The organism is Streptomyces sp. NBC_00162 (assembly GCF_024611995.1).
Taxonomy (GTDB): Bacteria; Actinomycetota; Actinomycetes; order Streptomycetales; family Streptomycetaceae; genus Streptomyces.
The window spans coordinates 7,720,834-7,744,139 of sequence record NZ_CP102509.1 but is presented as its reverse complement, the minus strand read 5'-3'; the positions used below and the strand labels follow the sequence as shown (position 1 = coordinate 7,744,139).

Here is a 23,306-nt window from a genome sequence, read left to right as displayed (position 1 = left end):
CTTGGCGGTCCGGACGTTCAGCGGGTCGCGGCGAAGACGAGTTCGCCGTCGACGTAGGTACGGCTCACCCGGGTGTCGGCTATCTCCTCGGCGGGGTGTGCGAAGGGATCGCGGTCGAGGACGACGAGGTCCGCGCACTTGCCCGCTTCGACGGTGCCGGTGACCTCGTCGAGGTGGTTGGCCCAGGCGCTGCCCGCGGTGTAGGCGGTGAGCGCCTGGCTCAGGGTGAGGGCCTGTTCGGGGAAGAACGGCGGGCAGGGCTGGTGGGCCCCGGAGGGGCCCGGCGCCTCGTCGGGTGCGACGCGGTTGACTGCGACGTGGATGCCCCACAGCGGATCGGGGCTGCTCACCGACCAGTCGCTGCCGGCGACGAGCCGGGCTCCGGCCCGCTGGAGGTCCCCGAACGGATACTGCAGGGCTGCTCGTTCGGGGCCGAGGAAGGGGATGGTCAGCTCGTCCATCTGCGGTTCGTGCGCGGCCCACAGGGCCTGGATGTTCGCGGCCGCCCCCAGGCTCGCGAAGCGGCCTATGTCGTCGGGGTGGACGATCTGCAGGTGGGCGAGGTGGTGCCGGTTGTCGTTGGCGCCGTTGGCCGCGCGGGCCGTGGTGAGCGCGTCGAGCACTTCCCGTACGGCGCGGTCCCCCAGCGCGTGGAAGTGGATCTGGAAGCCCGCGCGGTCGAGCCGGGACACGGCCTCCGTGAGCAACTCCGGTTCGATGAAGCTGAGTCCGGAGTTCCCGGTGGCGCAGCCGCAGCCGTCGAGGTAGGGCTCCAGCAGGCCTGCCGTGAAGTTCTCGGCGATCCCGTCCTGCATGATCTTCACGCTCGTGGCGTTGAAGCGGCCCGCCCGGCCGGTGCGGCGGCGCTCCTCCAGTTCGGGGATCTGCTCCAGGCCGCGTTCGCGGTCCCACCACAGGGCCCCGACGACGCGGGCGCGCAGGGCGCCCTCGCGTGCGGCGCGCAGGTAGACGCCGTAGTTGTCGGGGTGGCCGGGGAAGGCGCCGATCATGGCGTCCTGCCAGCTGGTCACGCCGAGGGAGAACAGGTGCTCCTGCGCGGCGAGCAGGCCGGCGTACGCCTCGTCCGGTGTGGCGAGGGGTACGTGGCGGGCCACCAGCTCCATGGCGCCCTCCTGGAGGGTGCCGGCCGGGGTTCCGTCCGCCTCCCGCTCGATCCGGCCGTCCGCCGGGTCGGGGGTGGTGCGGTCGACGCCCGCGAGGTGGAAGGCGCGGGTGTTGGCCCAGGCGCCGTGGCCGTCCCGGTTGGTGAGCATGACGGGCCGGTCCGGCACGACCGCGTCGAGCATGGCGCGGGTGGGGGTGCCCCCGGGGAAGACGTCCATCGACCAGCCGCCGCCGCGGATCCAGGCCGCGTCGGGGTGGTCCTTGGCGTAGGCGGCCACCACGGCCAGGTAGCCGTCGATGGACCGCTCCTCGCTGAGGTCGCAGCCGAGCATCTGGACGCCGGCCACGACCGGGTGGACGTGGGCGTCCTGGAATCCGGGGAGGAGCAGACCGCCCGCGAGGTCGACGACCTCGGTGTTCCCGTCCGCCAGCGAGCGCACGGTGCCCGCGTCGGCGACGGCGAGGATCCGGCCGTCAGCCACGGCGACGGCCGCTTCCACGGGGGCCGGTCCGGTTCCGGTGAAGACCTTCCCTCCGACGAAGACGGTATCGGCCCGCTGCCCGGTCCGCTGCTGCCTGTTGTGGGCCATCGACGCATCCTCCGGCTCGGCGGGCAGACCCGCACGGCGTGTTCGTTGAGGAGGAGTGAACGGGAGCGCAACATTGTTGTCAACGGTGTTGCGCTCGCTCTGTTCCACATCGTTACACTGGCCGCACCATGCCGAAGTCATCCGACACCCCCGCCCGGTCCAAGCGCTCGGGCAGTCAGCTCACACCCGACGCGATCATCGAAGCGAGCCTGCGCATCGCGGCTCGCGGCAGCGAGGACGCCTTCACCGTCCGCCGTCTCGGCGAGGAGCTCGGCGCCGACCCCACGGCGATCTACCGGCACTTCCGCGACAAGGACGAGCTGCTGCTCTCCGTGGCCGACCGCACGCTCGGCGAGGTGCTCGACAGCATCCCCGAGGGGCTCGGCTGGAAGGACCGGCTGCGCGCCCTCGCGGCCGGTTCCCTCGACGTCGCGCTCAAGTACCCGGTGGTCGGGTCGACCATGGCCAGCCGGACCACGCGCAGGCCCAACGAGTTCCGGGTCGTCGAACTCATCCTCGGCGCCGTCATGGAGGCGGGCCTGGACGGCGCGGAGGCCGCCGTCCACTACCGCATGGTCGGCGACTCGCTCCTCGCCTTCGTCGGCCAGCGCGCCGCCTACCTGCTCTTCGATCCGGACATCAGGGCGGCCGACGAGTCCTCCTGGAGCCGCGAGTACCGCCTGGTCGACGCCATGGGATTCCCGAACATCACCCGGCTCAGGACCGAGCTGGCCGAGGTGACGGACGAACAGATCTTCCTGGCCCGGGTCGAGGCACTGATCACCTCGATCGAGAAGCGGGTCGAGACGCTCCGCGACGCCTAGGCCCTGTCCGGGCGACAGGACCTAGGCGAGTCCGGCAGCCGGCTCAGGCGCCCGGGGTCAGCCGCTCCCACAGGAAGGTGTGCACGAGCGCCTCGTTGAACGCCGTCTGCTCATGGTCCGTGGCCCCGGAGTGGCCGCCGCCCAGGTGCTCGTGGAAGAGGACGGGGTGCCCGAACTCGCGCAGCCGGGCGGCCATCTTGCGGGCGTGCCCGGGGTGGACGCGGTCGTCGCGGGTCGAGGTGAGCAGCAGCAGGGGCGGGTACGCAGGACCCTCGGCGCGGATCCGGTGGTAGGGGGAGATCCCCTCCAGGTGGGGCCGGTCGGCGGGGTTCTCCGGGTCCCCGTACTCGGCGGTCCAGCTGGCGCCCGCGAGCAGCCGGTGGAAGCGGAGCATGTCCATCAGCGGCACGTGCGCGACGACGGCGCCGAAGAGTTCCGGGTCGCGGGTGAGCATCGCGCCCATGAGGAGGCCGCCGTTGCTGCCGCCCTCGATCCCCAGCTGGGCCGGGGTGGTGATGCCGCGGGCGGTGAGGTCCCGGGCCACGGCGGCGAAGTCCTCGAAGGCCCTGACCCGGTTCGCCCCGAGGGCCGCCCGGTGCCAGCCCGGCCCGTACTCGCGCCCGCCCCGGATGCCCGCGACGACGTACGTGCCGCCGCGCGCGAGCCAGGCCCGGCCGGTGACCGCGCTGTACTGCGGGACCATGGAGATCTCGAAGCCGCCGTACCCGTACATCAGGGTGGGCCCGGGACCGGGCCGGTCCTCGGGCCCGACGACGAAGTACGGGACCCTGGTGCCGTCCGCGGAGACCGCGAAGTGCTGGCGCACGGCGAGACCGGCGGTGTCGAACAGCGCCGGTCCGCGCTTCACGCTCTCGCCCGCGTCCCCGCCCGCGCTGCCCCGGTAGAGGGTGGACGGCTGGAGGTAGCCGGAGACGTTCAGGAAGTACTCGTCGCTCACGTCCGGGTCGGTGCAGGTGACGGAGGCCGTGGACAGCGGCGGTACCCCGGCCAGCGGTGCGCGCCGCCAGCCGTCCGGTCCCGGTCCCGGAGTCAGGAGCTCCATCCGGGAGGAGACGTCGGCGCGGGTGGTGAGGATCAGGTGGTTGCGGGTCCAGCTCCACCCGGCGAGCGCGGTGTGCTCGTCCGGGGTGAACAGCACCGCCGCCTCCCGCTCCCCCGCCCGGAAGGCGTCGAAGTCGAAGGCGAGTAGCGTGCCCGCGTCGTGGCCGAGCCACGGCGACTTCGGGGCGACGAGCAGCCACTCGCGGTGGACGGAGGTGCCGGCGTCGTCCGGTACCTCGATCTTCTCGGGCTCCGCGGCCGATCCGTCCTCGGGGCGGAGGAACAGCTCCTGGTTCCAGAAGTCGATCTGACGGTGAAGGAAGTCGCGTTCGAAGCCCGGGGTGTCGTCGTGCCAGCCGGAGGCCGAGATGTCGGAGGGCCGGCCCTCGTGGACGAGTTCGGCGTCCGTCAGGGGGGTGCCGCGCCGCCAGCGGCGTGCCTGGAGCGGGTAGCCGGACCCGGACATCGAGCCGGGACCGAAGTCGGTCCCGATCCAGACCCGGTCGCGGTCGATCCACCCGATCGTGGTCCTGGCCTCCGCGACCTCGAATCCGCCCTCGACGAACTCCAGGGCCTCCAGGTCGAACTCGCGCACCACGCAGGCGTCCGCCCCGTCCCGCGACAGCAGCACCAGGGCGTGCCGGTAGTCGGGGCCCAGGACCCTGCTGCCCGCCCAGGCCCACTTCTCCCCCTCCGCCTCGGCCAGCGCGTCGAGGTCCAGGACCGGCTCCCAGGCCGGCCGGTCCTTGACGTACTCCTCCAGCGTGGTGCGCCGCCACAGCCCGCGTACGTGGCCGGCGTCCTGCCAGAAGTTGTAGAGGTGGCGGCCGCGGCGGACGACGTAGGGGATCCGGCCGTCGTCGTCGAGGACCTCGCGGATCGTGCTCTCCAGCACCTTGAACCCGGGGGTCCCGGTCAGCGCGGCGACGGTCTCGTCGTTGCGCTCGCGGACCCAGCCGAGGGCGGCCTCGCCGGTGACGTCTTCGAGCCAGAGGTACGGGTCTTCATCGCTCATCCGCCGATTGTGCATGACGTGCGGCACCCGTCAGGGCGAGACCTCGAGGCTGGCATCGCGCAGGGCCGTGCGCACCGACCAGATCACCGAGACCAGCGGGACCGCGACGACCGCTCCCACCACTCCGGCGGCGATGGCGCCCGCGATCACCGAGATCGCCACCACCAGCGGGTGCAGCCGCACCGCCCAGCTCATCACCAGCGGATGCAGCAGGTGCCCCTCGAGCTGGCCGATGACCACGATCAGCAAGACCACCAAGCCCGCGACCAGTGGCCCCTTCGCTGCCAGGGCGACCACTGCGGCGACGCCGAGTGCGATCGGGGAGCCGATGAGGGGGACGAAGGCCGCGAAGAACTCCAACAGTGCCAGCGGGACGGCCAGCGGGACCCCGAGCAGGTACAGGGCCACCCCGACGAGGACCGCGTTCGTCGCCGCCACCAGCACGATCCCGTGGGTGTAGCCGGTGAACGTGCGCCATGCCGCCCGCCCGGCGACCGCCACCCTCTCGCGAGCCGTCTCGGGGAGCTGCGCGCAGAACCAGGACCACTGGCGGTCGCCGCCGTGCAGGAAGAAGACGGAGGAGAAGACGGCGAGGACGAGGACGGTGAGCACCTGCACCAGGTGACCGGCTCCGCTGAGCGCCGTACTGAGCAGGGTCGAGCGGTGGCTCGACAGGTACTGCCCGACGCGGGACTGCACGTTCGAGAGCGCCCCCGGGTCGAGCCTGAAGGGCGGCTGCTCCAGCCACTGCTCGATGTGGCCCAGGCCCTCGCGGAACTCCCGTACGAGGGTGGTGCTCTCCCCCGCCACCGCCGCGCCCACCAGCGCGAGCACGCCCAGCAGCAGCGCCGCGCTGCCGAGCAGGCACACGGCGACCGCCACGGACCGGGGCAGTACGCGTGCCAGCCGCCCGGTGGGGACGGAGAGCAGCGCCGTGACGACGAGGCCGAGGAAGAGCGCCACGCCGATCTCGTGGAAGCGGCCCAGGACGGCGAAGACCGCGTAGACGGCGGCGCCCACGACCAGCAGACGCCAGGCGTACGACGCGGCCGTACGAAGGGAGGCTGACACCGGCGGCATGACCCATGGGTGCCACCGCGGCCCGCAGATGGCACGCGCGCGGCCTCGGATTGGCCCGTCCGGGGCGGATAATCCGTTGCCGAGGCGGAGCCGAGCGCCGACGATGGCCCCTCGTGAGTACCTCCCGCTGGGCCGCCGTGCTGCCCGACTTCGCACCGTGGCGTTCCAGCCGCGATTTCCGGCTGCTGTTCTACCAGGGCACGGTCACGTTCTTCGGCTCGTTCATGGCCATGATCGCGCTGCCGCTCCAGATCAAACACCTGACCGACTCGCCGCTGGCCGTCGGCGCGATGGGCGCGGTGGAGCTCGTTCCGCTGGTGGTCTGCGGGCTGTACGGGGGTGCGCTCGCCGATGCCGTCGACCGGCGTCGGCTGATCCTGCTGACCGAGGCCGGGCTCGGGGTGCTCGCGCTGGTGCTGCTGGTGAACGCGGTGCTGCCGAGCCCGCTGCTGTGGCCGCTGTACGTGGTGGCCGCCGGTGTCTCGGCGCTGACCGGACTTCAGCGGCCGGCCCTGGACTCGCTGATGGCACGGATCGTGCCGCACGACCAGTTGACGGCCGCCGCCGCGCTCAACGGGCTGCGCTACCAGTTCGGTGCGATCGCGGGTCCGGCGCTGGCCGGCCTGATCGTCGCCTACGCCGGGTACGCCTCGGCCTACTCGGTCACCGTCGCCGGATTCCTGGTCTCCGTACTGCTGTGCCTGCGGCTCGCGCCGGCTCCGCCCGTGGGGGACGCCGAGCGCCCCTCGCTGCGCGGGATAGCCGAGGGCGCTCGCTACGCGTGGAGCCGTCCGGTGCTGCTCGGCACGTACGCCGTGGATCTCGCGGCGATGTTCTTCGCGTTCCCGAACGCGATCTTCCCGTTCCTCGCGGACGAGCTCGACGCGGAGTGGGCCCTGGGCCTGATGTACGCGGCGGGTGCGGTGGGCTCGCTGGTGCTGGGGCTGACCAGCGGCTGGGTGTCGCGGGTACGGCGGCACGGGCTGCTGGTGGTGTGCGGGGCCGCGGTGTGGGGCCTGGCGGTCGCGGCCGCGGGCTGGTTCCCGGACATCTGGCTGGTGCTGCTGTGCCTCGCGGTGGCGGGCGCCGGCGACATGCTCAGCGGGCTGGGGCGGGCCACGATCTGGAATCAGACGATCCCCGAGGGGCTGCGGGGCCGGCTCGCCGGCATCGAGGTGCTCTCGTACAGCGTCGGCCCGCAGCTAGGACAGGTCCGGGCGGGCACCATGGCCGGCTGGACCGGCACCCGGTCGGCCTTCTGGAGCGGCGGTCTGGCCTGCGTGGCGTCGGTGGCCGTGCTGGCGGCTCTGCTGCCGAAGCTGATCTCCTACGACGCGGACACCGACGAGGACGCGCTGCGCCGCCGGGCGTCCCGGGAGTCGGGGTCGGAGGCGGACACCTCGGCCGTGGTGCTGTAGGAGACTCCGTCAGCGCGGCGGGTACGAGAGGCCGTGGCCGAGGGGGAAGAGGGGCGGGACCGGGACGGGGAGCCGGCCGCGGGCTGCGGCCGCGCCGGTGAGGACACGGGCGGCGGCACGGAGTTCGGTGTCGGACCAGGAGTAGGCCGCCAGGCTCGCCGTCACGCCGTCGAGGTGGGCGATGTCGCAGGGGTTGCGCAGGGCGAGCGTGATGACGGGTGCGGGCGTGGGAGAAGTAGATGATCCCGCCGAGGTGGTAACGGCCGATCAGCTCGGCGGCGTCGGCGACCCCCTGCAGTTTCCGGCGGAGCCGCCACGCCACCCCCGGAGGCGGAAACGGCGGCCGGCGCGGCCCGTGTTGTTACCGTCGCCTGGTGATGCCGACCCGTCGCGGCGCCCTGGCGCTGCTGGCCGCCGGACTGCCCGCGGCCGCGCCCGCTCCCCTTCCCCCGGCCCCGTTCCCCGGCCCGGTCCCGGTGCGCGTCGTCTCGTACAACATCCACGCCGGCGCGGACGCCGACGGCGTGTTCGACCTGGACCGGCAGGCGGCGGCCCTGCACGCGCTGCGTGCCGATGTCATCGGGCTGCAGGAGGTCGACGTCCGCTGGGGTGCCCGCAGCCGGTGGCTCGACGTGGCGGGCGAGCTCGGCCGGAGACTGGGCATGCGGGCCTCGTTCGCGCCGGTGTACCGCATCGGCGGCCGGGCGTTCGGGGTGGCCGTACTGTCCCGGTTCCGCGTCCTGGCCTTCGCGAACCACCGGATCACCCGGCTGTCCACCCAGGACCCCGGGCGGGGGCCCGCGCCCGCTCCCGGCTTCGGGGAGGTCGTCCTGGAGGCGGGCGGCGTACGGCTGCGCGTGTACGTCACCCACCTCGACCACCGTGCCGACTCCTCCGTGCGGGCGGTCCAGGTGGCCGAGACGCGGCAGATCATGCGCCGGGCGCCGGGGCCGAAGGTCCTGCTCGGGGATCTCAACGCGCCGCCCTCGGCGCCCGAACTGGCCCCGCTGTGGCGGGAGCTGACGGACTCCGAACCGGGCGCTTTCACGTTTCCCGCGCGGCATCCCGTGAAGCGGATCGACTACGTGGCGGTGTCGGCGGGCGTCCGGGTGCACGCCGCGGTGGTCGCCGGCACCCTGGCCTCCGACCACCGCCCCGTCGTCGCGGACCTGCGACTGGAGCGGTAGAGCCCGTCGGGGGCCCCGTCGGGCGGCCGCCCGGGGTTACTCGCGAGGAAACCCGGCCTTTGGCTATGGTGAGCGCCCTCCGGTCGAGTCCCCCTTCGGATCCAAAGATCACAGACGGATTCGCTGCGTCGATCGAAGGACGTCCTGCCAATCCAGGACTCATTGCGCAGTGCCAGAGCGACGTGGTGTCGGCAACACCGCCCGGCGTCGGCTCGGTACGAGCCGGCCTGCCCTCGTCCTGTCACCCAGGATCCGATGGCGGCGGCCCTCTCATTCACCTACCTCGCGAAGGCAAGGCAGAGATGGCAAGAATCTCCCGACGCTCCCCCCGGCAGTCCCCCCGGCAGCAGACTCATCCCGTCGACGAGTTGCTCCCGGTCCCCAAGCTCGCCCTCTACGGCTTCCAGCACGTCCTCGCGTTCTACGCGGCGGCCGTCATCGTCCCGGTCCTGCTGGGCAACGCGCTGGGCCTCTCCCGCGAGGATCTCGTCCACCTCATCAACGCGGACCTGCTGACCTGCGGCGTGGCCTCGATCATCCAGGCCCTCGGCGTCTGGAAGGTCGGCGCCCGGCTGCCGCTGGTCCAGGGCGTCACGTTCACCGCGGTCTCCCCCATGATCGCCATCGGTACCGGGGCGGGCGGCGGTACCGCCGGCCTGCTCGTCGTCTACGGGGCGGTGATCACGGCGGGCATAGCCACGTTCGCCTTCGCCCCGCTCTTCAGCAAGCTGGTGAAGTACTTCCCGCCGGTCGTCATCGGCACGATCCTCACCATCATCGGCATCACCCTGATCCCGGTGGCCCTCCAGGACGCGGCCGGCGGCGCGCACCTCATCGGCACCCCCGCCTACGGGGATCCGAAGAACCTCGCGTACGCGCTGGGCACCCTGCTCTTCATCCTGGCCATGGTCCGGATCGGCAGGCCGTTCCTCAGCAGCCTGGCCGTCCTGCTCGGGCTCGTCGTCGGCACGGCGGTCGCGTGGCTCTTCGGGGACGCCGATTTCGCCGCGGTGGAGGAGACCGCCTGGTTCGGGGTCACCACGCCCTTCCACTTCGGCATGCCGCGGTTCGAGCTGCTGCCGATCGTCGCGATGCTCGTCGTCATCCTGATCACCATGGTGGAGACCACCGGGGACGTGTACGCGATCGGCGAGATCACCGACAAGCGGGTGGACGCGGACACCGTGGCCCGGGCGCTGCGCGCCGACGGCGTGGCGACCGTGCTCGGCGGCGTCCTCAACTCCTTCCCGTACGTGGCGTTCGCCGAGAACATCGGGCTCGTGCGCATGTCGAAGGTGATGAGCCGGTACGTGGTCGTCGCGGCCGGTGTGTTCATGGTCCTGCTGGGGCTGCTGCCGAAGGCGGGCAGCCTGGTCGCCTCGGTTCCGCATCCGGTGCTGGGCGGCGCCGCGCTCTCCATGTTCGGCATCGTCGCCGCGGTCGGCATCCAGATCCTGGGGAAGGCCGATCTGCGCGAGGAGCGCAACACCCTGATCCTGGCGGTCAGTCTGGGCGCCGCGCTGCTGCCGACCACGGTGGCGCCGTTCTTCGACCGGATGCCGCAGGACATGCGGGCCGTGCTCAACAGCGGGATCACGCTGGGCGCCCTGACGGCGATCACGCTGAACCTGCTCTTCAACGTGTTCACCAGCCGCTCCACGATGGAGATCGACTGGGAGGACTACGGGGAGGAGTTCGGGGAGGACTTGGGGGAAGGCGACGCCACCGGTCGCCACCCGGGAGCGGCCGCCCGGTGAACCGGCCGCGGGCCGGGAGGGGCACCCGCGCCCTCCCGGTCCGCGTCCCCGTCCGCGTGTCGCGTCACCCGCCCGCGGGGAAGGGCGGGGCGTCGCCCTCCTCTCCGATCAACTCCCAGAAGTGGTCCACGAGTCGGCGCAGGTACGCGGCGCGCTCCGCCGCGATCTCCTTGAGCCTGGCGTCCGCGTTGCGGGCGACGAGGTGCCCCATGTACCGCTCCGAGAACGCGGAGAACTCCGCGTGCATGGTCTGCAGGGCATCGCCCACGCTGGTCGCGTCCACCACCACGATCTCCGCGACCGGTTCCACGTGCGCCTTCCACCGCCCGTCGACGGCCGATCGCAGGTGCTCCGCCAACTCGTCCACCCGGCCCATGATCCCGATGAGCTTGCGCAGCGACAGCCCCAGGGCCTCCACCAGCGCCCTGGTCTGCCAGGCGTCCCCGTCCCACTGCCGCGCCGCCTCGGCCGCGCGGTACTCGGAGGGGTCCATGCCTATGCGGTACGCCAGCCGCTCCACCGTGAGCTGGCGGGCCAGCCGGTGTTCGGCGAGGGTCCGCGGCTCGACGCCCATCAGCGTCGTGGCCCCGCACCACAGCACGTCGGCCAGGGCGAAGAGCTGGCGGTCGGACGGGACGTGGGAGCCCTGCTCCCAGGCCACGACCAGGTCGGGGTGGACGGGGGTCCCGCAGGCCGCCATCGAGTGGGCCACCTGGGCCGCGGTCAGGCCCATGCGGGCGCGCGCGGACCGGGCCTCTGCGGGGGAGAACGGAGTGCTGTACACGTACGAGACACCTCGCAACACCCTCGGGCGCTCGGCGCCCGAGGGGAGACGGATTGATGGATGAACACCAAGCGCGGGCACAGTAACAGATGTTCAGCGGGGCGTAACCGCCCTACACCCTTCAATTCCAAGGTGCCACACCATGTGTACCAGGCAATCAACAACCGCCTACGCAGGCCCTCCCGGTTCGAATCCGGCGAGCATCTGCTCCAGCGCGGCCTGGTCCGGACCCGTGAACGGGCTGAGTCCCGGCGCCGCCCCGATGGTGTCGATGAACCGCGAGGCCAGACCGACGGCCGGCGGCAGGTGCGTACACAGGATGGTCTCCGGGGCCATGGCGCGCAGCGGCTCCACGGTCGCGAGGAACCTGTCCCGGTCCACGAGCTGGACCCAGGGACTGTCCACGCTCGCCCACAGCAGCTGGGCGGCCTCGAGCTCCTCGGCGTGCACGGCCGCGACGTCGGTGCCCGTGGCCACGTCGGCGGTGGGCATCGGGCCGCCGAAGCAGTCGGAGCTGAAGCAGGTGTGGGAGCGGTCGTCGTAGAAGCCGACGGTGGCCGGGTTGTCGAACAGCGGCGGCCGGAAGGCGTGGAGGGTACGGTCGCCCACGTCCAGGCTCTGGCCCGGATTGAGGAAGTACACCCGGTCCATCGGCAGCGGGTGCTCGGTGGACATGATCCCGGCTCCCAGGAAGGTGGTCACCAATCGCGCCCGGGGAGCGGCTTCGAGCAGCGCGAAGAGGCCGCCCGTATGGTCGCGGTCGGGGTGGGTCAGCCAGATCCACCGCACGTCGGCGGGGTCGATCACGGAGCCGAGCGTGTTGAGGAAGTCCCGGTCGGGCAGCCCGAGGCCGGTGTCGACGACGACCGGCTGTTCGGAGTGCAGTACGAAGGCGTTGACCGGGAGGAAGCCGATCCCCGGCACCTCCAGGCAATCGGCGAGAACGGTGCTGTCGGGTCCTACCTTGTGCGTGCTCATGGCGATCTCCACGGGCCACGGCCCTGCTTCGAACAGGCCCTCCTCCCCATCCTGACGCGGCCGGGTTGCGATCGCGCGCGGGACGGGGTGGAGGCGGGTGCGGGTGCGGGGTGGCGGCCTTGGTCAGTCGGCGCAGTACGCGTCGTGGGCGGGACGCTCACCGGTGGTCAGGAACGCGGTGACGGTACGGTCGCCGCACGCGTTGCCGTTGCCGAGGTAGACGCCGTGGCCGCCCCGTTCGACCGTGACCAGCCGGGCCCGACCGCCCAGCGCCTCGCGCATCTTCAGGGCGCCGGAGTACGGGGTCGCCGGATCCCGGCGGCTCTGGATCATGAGGATGTCGGACGGCCCCTCGTCGGTGATCCGGGTCGGCTGCTCCGCGGGGCCGGTCTTCCAGAAGGAGCAGGGCAGCACGTTCACCGGGAGACCGGCCGTGAGCGGGTGCCGGGCACGGTCCGCGTCGACCGCGCGCTGGTACTCGGCCATGGGCGTGCGCGGCCACGCCACGTCGTTGCAGATGACGCCGACCATGAGCGCGGCATCCTCGTTGCTGAAGGGCTGCGCGAGCTCCGGCGGCAGTGCGGGGGCCACCGCCGGGTCCTGGGCCGCCTTGACGAGCCGGGCGAAGGAAGCGAAGGCGGAGTCGCTGTAGAGCGCGTTCTGCAGGGACTGGCGCAGGCCGTTGCCGGTCAGGGGCAGCCCCGGGGTGGTGGATTCGCGCGGCGCCCGGTCCAGCGAGGCCGCGAGCGCGAGCACCAGCGGCTCGACCTCCTGCGGCGTTGCGGCCAGCCGCAGTCCGTCCCGGTCCCGGTCGGGGTGGGCCGCCCAGGCCGCGAAGTCCGGGAAGCGGTCCTCCGCTCCCTGCGCCATGTTGGCCAGCCAGCCGCGGGCGACCCGCTGGGGGTCGGGGTCTCCGCTGCTGTCGAGGACCCAGCGGTCGGTGCGCCGCGGGAACTTCTGCGCGTACACGGCCCCCACGTACGCCCCGTACGAGACCCCCCAGGCGGAGAGCTTGCGCTCGCCGAGCGCCTCGCGGAAGCGGTCGATGTCGCGGGCCTGGTTGGCGGTGGTGAAGCTGCGCAGTACGGGGCCGCCGCTGCGGGCGCAGGCCTCGGCGGTGCGGCGGGAGCGGGCGGCGTTCTCGGTGATCTCGCCGTCCGGGCCGGGCCAGGACCGCAGGCTGGTCAGGTAGCGGTCCTCCGGGGCGAGTTCGCAGCTCGCGGTGGTGCTGCCGCCGACCCCGCGCGGGTCGAGGGCGACGAGGTCGTACGCCCCGCCCAGCTCCCTCTGCAGCGCGGCTCCCTTCTGCGCCAGCCGCTGGACGCCGGATCCGCCCGGGCCGCCGGGGATCACGATGAGGGAGCCGCGCCGGGTCTGCGGGCGCTCGCCGGGGATCCGGGAGACGGCGACGGTGATCTGCCGGCCGCCGGGGTCGGCGTAGTCGAGCGGGACGGGCAGTTCGGCGCACTCCTGCGTGGCGGGACCGCCCGGCTTGGCGCAGGGATGCCAGGTGAGGGCCGGGGCGGCCGCCCCGGTGCGGGCGGCCGCGGGGGCCACGGTGGTGACGGCCAGTCCGGTGGCCGCGGTGGCGGCGGAGAGGGCGAGGAGCAGGGCCTTGCGCGGGTAAGTCGTCATGGGGCAAGCCTTGTTGAGCTCGCCCCGGACACCCATCCGGCAGGCTGGTCGGCCATGGGTGGGGCTATCCCCCGGGTGCCGGCCGGGGCAGGCGGACCTCAGGGCAGTGGGACCCTCAGGGCAGCGGGACCCCCCTGGCCGTGACCCACAGCTCGTACCACTCCTCGTGCGTGAGGTCGGGCTCGCGGACCGCCGCGTCGCGGCAGGCACGGATCCGGTCGGGCCGGGCGGTGCCAATGACCGGGGCGATCCCGGCCGGGTGCCGGCTCAGCCACCACAGCAGCACCGACTCGGGCGTGGTGCCCTTGCGCCGGGCGAGATCGGCCAGGAGCTCCGCGGTGGCCCGTTCGGCGGCCGTCTGCTGGCGGCCGGTGAAGCGTCCCTGCGCGAGCGCTCCCCAGGCCTGGAGGCGGATGCCGTGATCGCGGCAGTGCTCCAGCGTGCCGAACGGGAACCCGTTGCGCGCCGATTCGGGGGTGTTGAGCAGAACCCCGGCCTCGACCCAGTCCCGGCTGTACAGGCTCATCTCCAGCTGGTTCGCCACCAGCGGTACGTCGAGCCGGGCCTGGAGGGAGGCGATCTGCGCGGCTCCCATGTTGGACACCCCGAAGTGCCGTATGAGGCCCTGCCGGTGCAGGGACATCAGCGCCGAGGCGATCTCGCCGGCGTCCGCGAGGGGGTCGGGCCGGTGCAGGAGGAGGACGTCGATCACGTCGGTCCGCAGCCGGGTCAGGCTCTCCTCCACGCGCCGGGTGATGCTCGGACCGCGCAGGTCGTACATGCCGGGGCTGTCCTTGCCGGCCAGCCGGATCCCGCATTTGGTCTGGATGGTGATGCGCTCGCGCAGCCCCGGCGTCCGCGCGAGCACCTCGCCGAAGACGGCCTCGGCCTTGCCGTTGCGGTAGATGTCGGCGTGGTCGAAGGCGGTGATCCCGATCTCGAGGGCCGCACCGATCGCCGCCTCGGCGGCATCGATGTCCGCGGGTCCGCAGGGACCGGCCTCCCAGCTCCCGCCCAGCCCCATGCACCCGTACAGCACCCGGTCACCGCTCACGCCCGCACCCTCGTTCGTCACCACGCCCCCACTCTAGGAAACCCGGCCCGGGAGAACCAGGACTGCCCCCGAGACGGCCTTCGGCGAGCGCGTGGACGGCCGAACGCCCCCACCTGAAGGGGGCGGGCTCGCCGCCTTGTCCGCAGGCCGCCAGAGGGTCGCACGGACGCCCTCCACACCGCCTCTGAGCTGGGCTTTCATGCTTCCGGGACATACGATTCCCCTCTCGGGAAAGGGGACTTGATGAACGAGAACGCGGGCCGGAACATCCGCACGGTGGACGACGTACTGAGCCTCCTGGACGGCCTGTTCGCGCCGGAGGCCGACCGCTGGACGGCCGGCGCGGCCTCCTGGTGGGACGGCTTCTACGCCGACCGCTCGAAGCCGGTGCCCTTCTTCGTGGCGAAGCCGGACGAGAACCTGGTCTCGTACCTCGACCGGGGTCTGATCACCCCGGGCCGCGCCCTCGATCTCGGCTGTGGTCCGGGCCGCAACGCGCTGCGGCTCGCCTCCCTGGGCTTCGAGGTCGACGCCGTGGACCTGTCACCGGCGGCCATCGCCTGGGCCGAGGACCGCGCCCGCGAGGCGGGGGCCGGCGTCCGCTTCCACTGCGGCGACGCCTTCACCCTCACCGCGTCCGAGTTGAGCGGTCCGTACGACCTGATCTACGACTCCGGCTGCTTCCACCACCTGCCGCCGCACCGCCGCATCAGCTACCTCGGCCTCCTCGACCGGGTCCTCGCGCCCGGCGGCCATCTCGCCCTCACCTGCTTCGCGGCCGGCGAGATAGGCTCCGAGCTGCCCGACGCGGACTTCTACCGTCAGTCCGGCCTGCAGGGCGGCCTCGCCTACACGCCCGAGTCGTTGCGCTGGATCTTCTCCGACCTCGCGGAGGTCGAACTGCGCCGCATGCGCGACGAGCCGCCCGAGTCCCCGCTCTTCGGCGAACCCTTCCTCTGGACGGCACTGTTCCGGTCCCCCCGATGCACCGCCTGACCGGCGCATACTCAATGATGGCGGCATGCACAGACACACGGAGACCGGGATACGCCGTCGATCGCGCCGCTTCGGCCGCGTGGCGACGGCGCTCGGTCTGCTGACCACGGCGGCCTGCACGTCCGGGCACACCGCCTCGATGCCGCCGTCACTCTCTCCCGAGGCCAAGGCGGACACGGTGTCCGTGGCCACGTGGAACATGTGCGGTGTGGAGCAGTGGGGCTGCGAGGACAAGGGCAGCCCGAACGACAAGTTCCAGCAGCTGCGTGCCCTGGCCGACGCACGCGGTGTCCGCGTCATGCTCCTCCAGGAGGTCTGCTCCGAGGACCTGCTGTCGGCCGCTCGGCGCCTGGGCAAGGACTGGCACAGCCAGTTCGATCCCTACGTCAGCGTGGACGAGGCGGGCCGCAGCGAACCCGTCAGCTGCACGGGAGAGGGCAGGGGCCAGGCCGGCTCCGGTCTGCTCGCCGCCTCCCCGCTCACCGAGGTCAAGGCCGTACCGACCCAGCAGCCGACGGCGGGGCTGCACCGGCGGTTCCTGTGCGCGCAGGTTCCGGCCCAGGGGGTCCGCGTGTGCAACGGGCATGTCGCCCTGCGCGGCACCGATACGGTGCACCCCGACTGGGACTTCCGGGACGACCAGCTCCGCTCGCTCTTCGAGGCAGCTTCCGAGGACGACCGTACGATCATCGGCGGTGACTTCAACTCGGCGCCGCCGGTCGGCGGGAGCCCCACCAGCTGGCTCTGGCCGGCCGAGGCCTACACCACGTACCAGGAATGCGACCAGAAGGGCGTGTCCCGGGCGGGACGCCGCACCCACGAGGACGGGACGAAGATCGACTACCTGTTCACGACGCTGCCGCGCACCGCCTGCCAGGTCGTGGACACCAAAGCCTCCGACCACCGGGCCCTGGTGATGCGGGTGAGCCGTCCCGCCGCGGAGGTCAGTACCTCGTAGCGGTGTAACCGCCCTGGGCCGGCACGATGTAGGCGTTCATCAGGACGAAGGGGACGGAGGTCCAGGCGGAGGCGTTGCCCATCGCGTCCACCGCCACGGCCTCGACGAAGTGCTCGCCCTCGGTCCAGGCCCAGCCCGGGGCCCAGGCCCAGGCACCGTCGGCCATCACCTCGCACGTCCCCAGGGCCGTGCCGCGCTCCTGGAAGTCCACCCGCACCGCGCCCGGGGCGAAACCCGTGAAGCGCACCGCCGGGCCCTGCACCTGCTGCTGGGGAACCGGAGAGGTCACGGACAGGACGGGCGACTGAGCCGGTGCCTGCGCGGCCGCCCCTGGCGGGCCGGCAACCGGCGACGGTGCGACGGCATCGTCGGTGGCGGTGAACACCACTTCGCTGCGCCCGGAGTGGAAGTTGTTCGCGTCCACCCCGAAGAGCCGCACCACGTGCCGCCCCTTGCCCCAGGGCTTCTCCCGCTCCCAGGTCCAGCTGCCGTCGGGGGCGACCGCCGGGGACCCCTGGAACTTGCCGTTCTCCCAGATGCTGACCCGCACCGCACGCGGAGCGGACCCCACGAACCTGACCGCATGCGCCGGCAGCCGCTCCTCCGCCGCGGGCATCAGCACCACCGGCGCCGGGAAATCGACCCCCCGCACCTGCGAGGTCGCCGAGAGGTACCCGTCGATGCCGGACGTGTCGCGCTGCGGCTCCTCGCGGCCGTTGCGGACGGCGCCGATGCGGGGGACGACCCCGTGGGTGACGAGGTTCAACAGCCCCACCATGGAAGGGATGTTCCGCGTGGTCACCTTGTCGTGACCGGAGATCAGAGGAGAGTCGTTGAAGATGAAGTTGAAGTTCCCGTAGCCCTGGAACAGTCCGAGGTACGGCTCGATGTGGATCGCGTACTGCCGGTCCTGAGGCGAGGAGATCAGGTAGATGTTGGCGGAACGGTTGGCGCTGCCGCGCACCACCTCGGGAAGGATCGAGTCGAGGAAGCGCACCTTGTCCTCCGTCACCTCCCCCATCATCGCGGGGGCGGAATCCGCCATGGCGCTCACGACGAACGTTCCGATCCGGAACTGCGGCACGCTGGCGATGATGTTCTTGTAGCCGTACTTCAGGCCGAAGAGCAGCGCCGCGCTGCCGCCCTTGGAACTGCCGAACATCGTGCACTGGTCCGGTGTCAGCGACAGCGCGTTCATCACCCGCGCGATGAGCCCGGCGACCGACCGCTCGATGCCGAAATCCATCCCCTGGCACAGGTAGTAGCTGTTCGCGCCGTCGAAGGAGTCGCGGATCCACAGGATGTTCGACCGGAGGTTGTCGAGGATCCCGCCCCCCATCCCGTACTCGCCGGGCGCGTTGAGGTTGGCGAACACCACGACGAGGTGCCGGCTGCCGTTCTTGGCGTGGGAGAACCGGTACTCGACCGGAACCGGCCCGGAGGCATCCACACCCGTGATGACGCGGCGCTCGTTCTTCGCTGTGTTAGACATGCTCGGAATCCATTCTTCTCACCGACCTGGCACGAACCCGCCCCCGCGGGTCAGTGCCTCGCGCCGGGGTAGCCGCCGGGCACGGGGACGGTGTAGGCGCCCGCCACCGCGAAGGGGACGGAGATCCAGGCGGAGGCATTGCCCCCGGCGCCCACCGCGACGGCCTCCACGAAGTGCGGCCCCTCGTTCCAGGCCCAGTTCGATTCCCAGGCCCAGCTGCCGTCCGCCATCACGGGGCAGGCTCCCAAGCTCACCCCGGCCTCCTGGAACTCCACCCGCACCGCACCGGGGGCGAAGCCCGCCAACCGGGCGACCGGGCCCGGCACCTGCTGATGGGCGCCCGGCGAGGTCACCGTCAGCGCGAGGGGCTGGGCCGGCGCGGACACGGGATCTTGGGCGTCCACCGGGTCCGCGACCGTGAAGACCACCTCGCTGCGCTCGGAGTGGAAGTTGTTCGCGTCCACCCCGAAGAGCCGCACCACGTGCCGCCCCTTGCCCCACGGCTTGTCCCGCAGCCAGGTCCAGCTGCCGTCGGGGGCGACCGCCGGGGACCCCTGGAACTTGCCGTTCTCCCAGATGCTGACCCGCACCGCACGCGGAGCGGACCCCACGAACCTGACCGCATGCGCCGGCAGCCGCTCCTCCGCCGCGGGCATCAGCACCACCGGCGCCGGGAAATCGACCCCCCGCACCTGCGAGGTCGCCGACAGATACGCCTCGATCCCGGCCTTGTCGCGCTCCGGCTCCTCGTAGCCGTAGCGGACGCCGCCGATCACGGGGCTGATTCCGTCGACGAGGAGGTTCAACAGACCCATGATGACGGGGACGTTGTGTGCCACCACCTTCGGATGGCCGGCGACCAGGGAGGAGTCGTTGAAGATGAAGTTGAAGTGCGCGTACCCCTGCAACAGTGCGAGGAACGGCTCCACCTGGCGCGTGAACTGCTCGTCCTGGGGCGAGGAGATCAGGTAGATGTTGGCCGTGGGGTTCGGCCGACTGCGCACCAGGTCGGGGAGGACCGAGTCGAGGAAGCGCACCTTCTCCTCCGTCACCTCCCCCATCATCAGCCGCGCGGTGTCCGCAAGGGCCTCCGTGACGTACGTCCCGATCAGGAACTCGGGCACGCTGCTCACGATGTTGCGGTAGCCGTACTTCAGCCCGAACCAGAGCGCCGCGCTGCCGCCCCCGGAACTGCCGATCATGGTGCATTCGTCCGGGGTCAGCGACAGCGCGTTCATCACCCGCGCGATGAGCCCGGCAACCGACTGCTCGATGCCGAAGTCCATCCCCTGGCACAGGTAGAAGCTGTTCGCACCCTCGAAGGAGTCACGGATCCACAGGATGTTCGACCGCACCTTGTCGAGGACTCCGCCCGACATCCCGTAGTCGTCGGGCGCGCCGGAGTTCGCGAAGACGACGACCAGATGCCGGTTCCCGTTCCTGGCGTGGGAGAACCGGTACTCGACGGGAACCGGCCCGGAGGCATCCACACCCGTGAAGACGCGACGCGCGTTCTTCGCTGCCTTAGACATGCTCGGAATCCATCCTTCTCACCGGCTGCCGTGGCACCTGGCCGAGGGTGCTCCCGTTCCAGGGACCCGCCGGGCCGGGAGCGTGGCCGACGGCCGGTGCCTGCGCGTGCGCGGGGTCGAGGTCTCCCCCGGCGATCAGGATGCGGTCGGTCAGCCGGGCCGCCGCGTAGCCGTCGTCGAGGTCGCAGAACTCCTGCTGGAACCAGCTGTAGCGGGCCGCGTAGCCCTGCTGGATCCGGTCGATGTTGCGGATCGCCCCGATCAGTTCCGGGGAGCTGAACAGCAGCGGACCCGGGGCGGACTGCTCGAAGTCGAAGTAGAACCCGCGCAGCGTGTCCCGGTAGTGGTCGAGGTCGTAGGTGAAGAAGAGGATCGGCCGCCCGGTGTTGACGAAGTCGAACATCAGGGAGGAGTAGTCCGTGATCATCACGTCGGCGATGAGGGAGAGGTCCGCCATGTCCGGGTAGTCGGACACGTCGAACACGAACCCGTCACCGGCGCCGGGCACCGGGTCCACCACGTTGGGGTGGCGGCGCACCAGCAGTACGTGGTCGTGGCCCAGCTGCGCCCTTGCGTCGTCCAGGTCGATGCGGAAGTCGAGCTTGTACTTGCCCGGCGCGTAGAACTGGTCGTCGCGCCAGGTCGGTGCGTACATGACGACGCGCTTGCCCGGCGGGAGTCCGATGCGGCGGCGCACCTCGGCCGCCCGCTGTCCCGAGTCCGCGCGGCGCAGGACGTCGTTGCGCGGGTAGCCGCTCTCGACCATCTCGCCCGGGAACTGGAAGGCGCGCTTGAGGATGGGGGTGCTGAAGCTGTTCGGGGACACCAGCATGTCCCAGTTCTGCACCTCCTTCTCCACGCGCTCCAGGTAGCGCTTGTCCGCGAAGTGCACGGCTTCGATGTCGTGCCCGATCTTCTTGAGCGGCGTGCCGTGCCAGGTCTGTACGACGACCTGCCCGTCGCGCTTCTCGAACCAGTCGGGCAGGTGGTTGTTGGCGACGACGTACCGGGCCCTGGCCATGGCCTCGTACCAGTCGGGGGACCACATGCGGACGGGGCGGGCGGTCGGTGGGACTGCGACCTGGTCGTCGCGCACGACCCACAGGTGCTCGAGGTCGACGCCCCGCCGGACCATCTCCTCGTGCAGGGCGCGCGGGCTGTCGGAGTACTGGGTCCCCTTGAAGGCGTCGAACAGCACCGCCTGCTTCAGCGACTTGCGCCGGGCGCCCGGGTAGGTCTTGGTGCGCATCAGCTTCTGGCGGTACGGGCCGCGCGCCTCGTCCGGCATCGCCGAGTGCACCAGGAGCGAGAGCCGGTCGTAGGCCTCCGCCTGCAGTTCGTAGCGCCGCTCGCTCGCGGTCATCTCGCTGGGGAACGTGGGGATCAGTTCCTGCGCCATCTTGACCATGAGGTCGTTGGACCGGTTCTCCGGGGTGACCGCGGAGGGGTCCTGGCGGCGCAGGAAGAAGTCCCAGCGGCCGGAGGCCAGCGGAATGTCGCCGGCCAGGGTGCGCATGGCGGCGGGCGTGACGACGAAGCGGAACTCCTGGCCGTACCAGGTGATGGGGACGACGCGCTCGGCGCCGTGCGCCCGGGAGCGGACGACGATGTGGGCCGCGGCGTATTCGGACGCGCTGAGCATGTCCTCCGCCGCGTAGCCGACGACGACCTCCAGCGAGCCGTCCGGGTGCCAGGTGGCCGCGGTGGCCAGCGGCAGGGTGTCCCGCTCGAACATCACCACGTAGCCGGAGCCGTTGCGGTGTACGAAGACCTCGCGGTCCGCGGCCTGCGTCTGCAGCTGGGCCGGGAGGCGGTAGTGGCCGTCGGTGGTCTCCTCCGCCATGACCGGGTAGATGGCCGCCTTGCGGCCCTCGACGTGGAGGGTGGTCTTCCAGCCGTTGCTGCCGGTGTTCCAGGTCTGCGGGACTCCGTCGCCGGAGTTCGTACGGTGGCCGGGAACCAGGGCCTTGACCGGGATGCGGGTCACGAAGGTGTACCAGCCCTCGCCGCCCGGCTTGAAGTGGACCCAGGCGTCGTGACGCCCGGCGCCGGCCATGCTGGTCACCCGGAACTTGCCCCACTCGGGCAGCTTGGGCCCCAGGTAGACACCGCCGAGTTCGAGGTTGTCGCCGACGATCCGGTGCCGGGTGATCCGGCAACGGACGATCTCCACACGGAGCTTGAGCTTGCCCTGGAGGAAGAGCGGTACGACGCGGGTGTTCTTGTCGACGTACTGGTAGGGCGGGTTGGCGGCGGTGCCCGCGCCGCCGCGGGCGATGCCCTTGTAGCGGAACAGCCCGCGGCTCAGCACGCCGGCGGCCACGTCCCACGTCCCTTCGACCCACTGGCCCTTGCGCTTGAGGCGGGAGGTGTCGAAGCTGACCTGGAATCCGGACCAGTCGTAGCAGTAGCGGTTCTGGTTGGAGTGCTCCGTGGCCTGCGGGTAGTACGTGGTCTTCGCCTTCGCGACGACGACCCGGCCCTGCTTCTTGTTGCGCAGCGCGATCGCCTTCATCGACATGTGCCGCTTGTGCACGTTGATGAAGCGGACGTACGCGGATCCTTGCAGGGTCAGGTGGCCGGAATCGTCCCAGAGCGCGCTGGTCAGCGAACCGTGCAGCGACAGTTCCTTGTCGAGCCGGTAGGCGCTCTTGTCGAGGCCGATCGAACGGTCGCCGAGATAGGGGTAGTTGAGGTACCGGTGCAGGCGCCGCTGGACGGGCAGCGGCCCGCCCTTGCGCTCGAACTCGACGACGTCGAGCAGTTCCTTCAGCCGGCCCTCGCGCACCAGGAGCCATTTGACGCGGGCATCGGCGGGAAGTTCGTCGATGATGTCCTCGTCGGCCTCGTCCAGGAACTCGTTCGCCCAGTGCATGAAGGCGTCCTGGTACTCCGCGTCGGCGTCCGGCAGCACCTTCAGATGCAGCATCAGGTCCGACTTCAGGCAGGCGAGATCGTACTTCCGCTTGTGATCGCTGTACGACCTGGCGCGATGTCCGGCGAGGAACCGGCTGACCGACTGCACGGCGGCGACCCGGTCCTGCAGATTGCTGAATTCGGTGTGCCGCTGGGTGATGGAGGGTGCGGCACCTCCCTCGCGCCGCCGCCAGAAGTAGACGATGTCCGTGAGGATGTCCACCTTGGCCGCACGGAAATGGGCGAACATGTTGACCCAGGAGTCCTCATACATGACTCCCTCGGGGAAAGCGATGTAGTGGTAGTCCCAGAAGGACCGCCGGAACAGCTTGTTCCAGACCGTCCGGTCGTAGATGAGCTCCGGCACCTTGGTGATGTGGGTACCGCGCTTGCTGCGCTGCATGGGCGCCTTGTGCAGCGGAGACTGCCACTTCTTGGTGGAGTTCATCATCTGCACGTTGCCCGACACGAAGTCGGAGCCGGAGGCTTCGAGGGTCCGCACGAGCAGCTCGTAGGCGTACTCGGGTATGACGTCGTCGCCGTCGACGAACGCCAGGAATTCCGCCTGGGGATGAGCTGCGCGAATGCCGACATTACGGGCATGTCCCGGTCCCATCGACTCCTGGCGCAGGAGCCTGAACCTGGAGTCCCGGCGGGCGAAGTCCGCGGCTATCGCGGTCGAGGAGTCCGTCGAGCCGTCGTCGACCATGACGACCTCGAGGTCGGGGAACGTCTGCCTGGCTATCGACTCCAGGCACTCTTCGAGGTATATCTCGACGTCCTGAAAGGGAACGACAACACTCAGGCGGGGCGTACCGGCCACTCAGAAAACTCCTTGATTGCCACACTTTTTCCGGCGTGCGGCTACCTGCCGCGACACGAAGCCAGTTCCGCCCCCGACCA

Annotated in this window: 16 protein-coding genes and 1 pseudogene; 6 read left to right on the top strand and 11 right to left on the bottom strand. The window is 71.2% G+C overall.

Annotation, left to right across the window (positions count from 1 at the left end; genetic code table 11):
* Positions 1-17: 17 nt before the first annotated feature.
* Positions 18-1,715 (bottom strand): amidohydrolase, encoded by a 1,698-nt coding sequence (locus tag JIW86_RS35720; RefSeq protein ID WP_257558366.1) that lies wholly within the window; start codon positions 1,713-1,715, stop codon positions 18-20.
* 128 nt (positions 1,716-1,843) lie between these two features.
* On the opposite strand from JIW86_RS35720, the gene JIW86_RS35715 reads away from it, so the two are divergent.
* Positions 1,844-2,539, top strand: coding sequence for a TetR/AcrR family transcriptional regulator (locus JIW86_RS35715; RefSeq protein WP_257558364.1), 696 nt, complete (start codon positions 1,844-1,846; stop codon positions 2,537-2,539).
* A 43-nt stretch (positions 2,540-2,582) separates the two neighbouring features.
* Here JIW86_RS35715 and JIW86_RS35710 read toward each other — a convergent pair whose 3' ends face one another.
* A complete protein-coding gene (locus tag JIW86_RS35710) occupies positions 2,583-4,616 on the bottom strand; it encodes a prolyl oligopeptidase family serine peptidase (RefSeq protein WP_257558363.1) in 2,034 nt (677 codons plus the stop codon).
* A gap of 30 nt (positions 4,617-4,646) precedes the next feature.
* Complete coding sequence (locus JIW86_RS35705; protein ID WP_257558362.1) at positions 4,647-5,696, bottom strand: AI-2E family transporter; 1,050 nt, start codon at positions 5,694-5,696, stop codon at positions 4,647-4,649.
* A 113-nt stretch (positions 5,697-5,809) separates the two neighbouring features.
* Between JIW86_RS35705 and JIW86_RS35700 the strand changes: the two genes are divergently transcribed.
* Positions 5,810-7,114 (top strand): MFS transporter, encoded by a 1,305-nt coding sequence (locus JIW86_RS35700; RefSeq protein ID WP_257558360.1) that lies wholly within the window; start codon positions 5,810-5,812, stop codon positions 7,112-7,114.
* A 9-nt stretch (positions 7,115-7,123) separates the two neighbouring features.
* On the opposite strand, the pseudogene JIW86_RS35695 reads toward JIW86_RS35700, so the two are convergent.
* A pseudogene (locus JIW86_RS35695) lies at positions 7,124-7,342 on the bottom strand (glycoside hydrolase family 3 protein); the annotation flags it as partial.
* 149 nt (positions 7,343-7,491) lie between these two features.
* On the opposite strand from JIW86_RS35695, the gene JIW86_RS35690 reads away from it, so the two are divergent.
* A complete protein-coding gene (locus JIW86_RS35690; protein WP_257559565.1) occupies positions 7,492-8,301 on the top strand; it encodes an endonuclease/exonuclease/phosphatase family protein in 810 nt (269 codons plus the stop codon).
* Between the two features lie 302 nt (positions 8,302-8,603).
* The gene (locus JIW86_RS35685) at positions 8,604-10,058 is read left to right on the top strand and encodes a nucleobase:cation symporter-2 family protein (protein WP_257558358.1); all 1,455 of its coding nucleotides are present in this window, start codon (positions 8,604-8,606) and stop codon (positions 10,056-10,058) included.
* A gap of 64 nt (positions 10,059-10,122) precedes the next feature.
* On the opposite strand, the gene JIW86_RS35680 is transcribed toward JIW86_RS35685, so the two are convergent.
* The 4 genes from JIW86_RS35680 to JIW86_RS35665 all read right to left on the bottom strand — a co-directional run bounded on the left by JIW86_RS35680 (position 10,123) and on the right by JIW86_RS35665 (position 14,533).
* Positions 10,123-10,842, bottom strand: a complete 720-nt coding sequence (locus JIW86_RS35680; protein ID WP_257558356.1) for a helix-turn-helix domain-containing protein — start codon at positions 10,840-10,842, stop codon at positions 10,123-10,125.
* Positions 10,843-11,010: 168 nt separating this feature from the next.
* Complete coding sequence (locus JIW86_RS35675) at positions 11,011-11,820, bottom strand: MBL fold metallo-hydrolase (protein ID WP_215147122.1); 810 nt, start codon at positions 11,818-11,820, stop codon at positions 11,011-11,013.
* Positions 11,821-11,943: 123 nt separating this feature from the next.
* Positions 11,944-13,455: an alpha/beta hydrolase gene (locus JIW86_RS35670; protein WP_257558354.1), complete on the bottom strand. Its 1,512-nt coding sequence runs from the start codon at positions 13,453-13,455 to the stop codon at positions 11,944-11,946.
* 115 nt (positions 13,456-13,570) lie between these two features.
* The gene (locus tag JIW86_RS35665; RefSeq protein ID WP_257558352.1) at positions 13,571-14,533 is read right to left on the bottom strand and encodes an aldo/keto reductase; all 963 of its coding nucleotides are present in this window, start codon (positions 14,531-14,533) and stop codon (positions 13,571-13,573) included.
* Between the two features lie 219 nt (positions 14,534-14,752).
* On the opposite strand from JIW86_RS35665, the gene JIW86_RS35660 reads away from it, so the two are divergent.
* Entirely contained in the window at positions 14,753-15,505 is a 753-nt protein-coding gene (locus tag JIW86_RS35660) for a class I SAM-dependent methyltransferase (RefSeq protein WP_257558324.1), read from the top strand.
* A 25-nt stretch (positions 15,506-15,530) separates the two neighbouring features.
* A complete protein-coding gene (locus tag JIW86_RS35655) occupies positions 15,531-16,463 on the top strand; it encodes an endonuclease/exonuclease/phosphatase family protein (RefSeq protein ID WP_215147116.1) in 933 nt (310 codons plus the stop codon).
* On the opposite strand, the gene JIW86_RS35650 is transcribed toward JIW86_RS35655, so the two are convergent.
* The 3 genes from JIW86_RS35650 to JIW86_RS35640 are packed head-to-tail and all read right to left on the bottom strand — an operon-like array spanning position 16,450 to position 23,226.
* The gene (locus tag JIW86_RS35650; RefSeq protein ID WP_257558323.1) at positions 16,450-17,955 is read right to left on the bottom strand and encodes a hypothetical protein; all 1,506 of its coding nucleotides are present in this window, start codon (positions 17,953-17,955) and stop codon (positions 16,450-16,452) included. The genes JIW86_RS35655 and JIW86_RS35650 overlap by 14 nt on opposite strands.
* A gap of 50 nt (positions 17,956-18,005) precedes the next feature.
* Positions 18,006-19,487 carry a hypothetical protein gene (locus JIW86_RS35645; RefSeq protein WP_257558322.1) on the bottom strand — a complete coding sequence of 494 codons (1,482 nt, stop codon included), beginning with the start codon at positions 19,485-19,487 and terminating at the stop codon, positions 18,006-18,008.
* Entirely contained in the window at positions 19,480-23,226 is a 3,747-nt protein-coding gene (locus tag JIW86_RS35640) for a bifunctional glycosyltransferase/CDP-glycerol:glycerophosphate glycerophosphotransferase (protein WP_257558320.1), read from the bottom strand. Before JIW86_RS35640 ends, JIW86_RS35645 begins: the two co-directional genes overlap by 8 nt.
* Positions 23,227-23,306 lie beyond the last annotated feature (80 nt).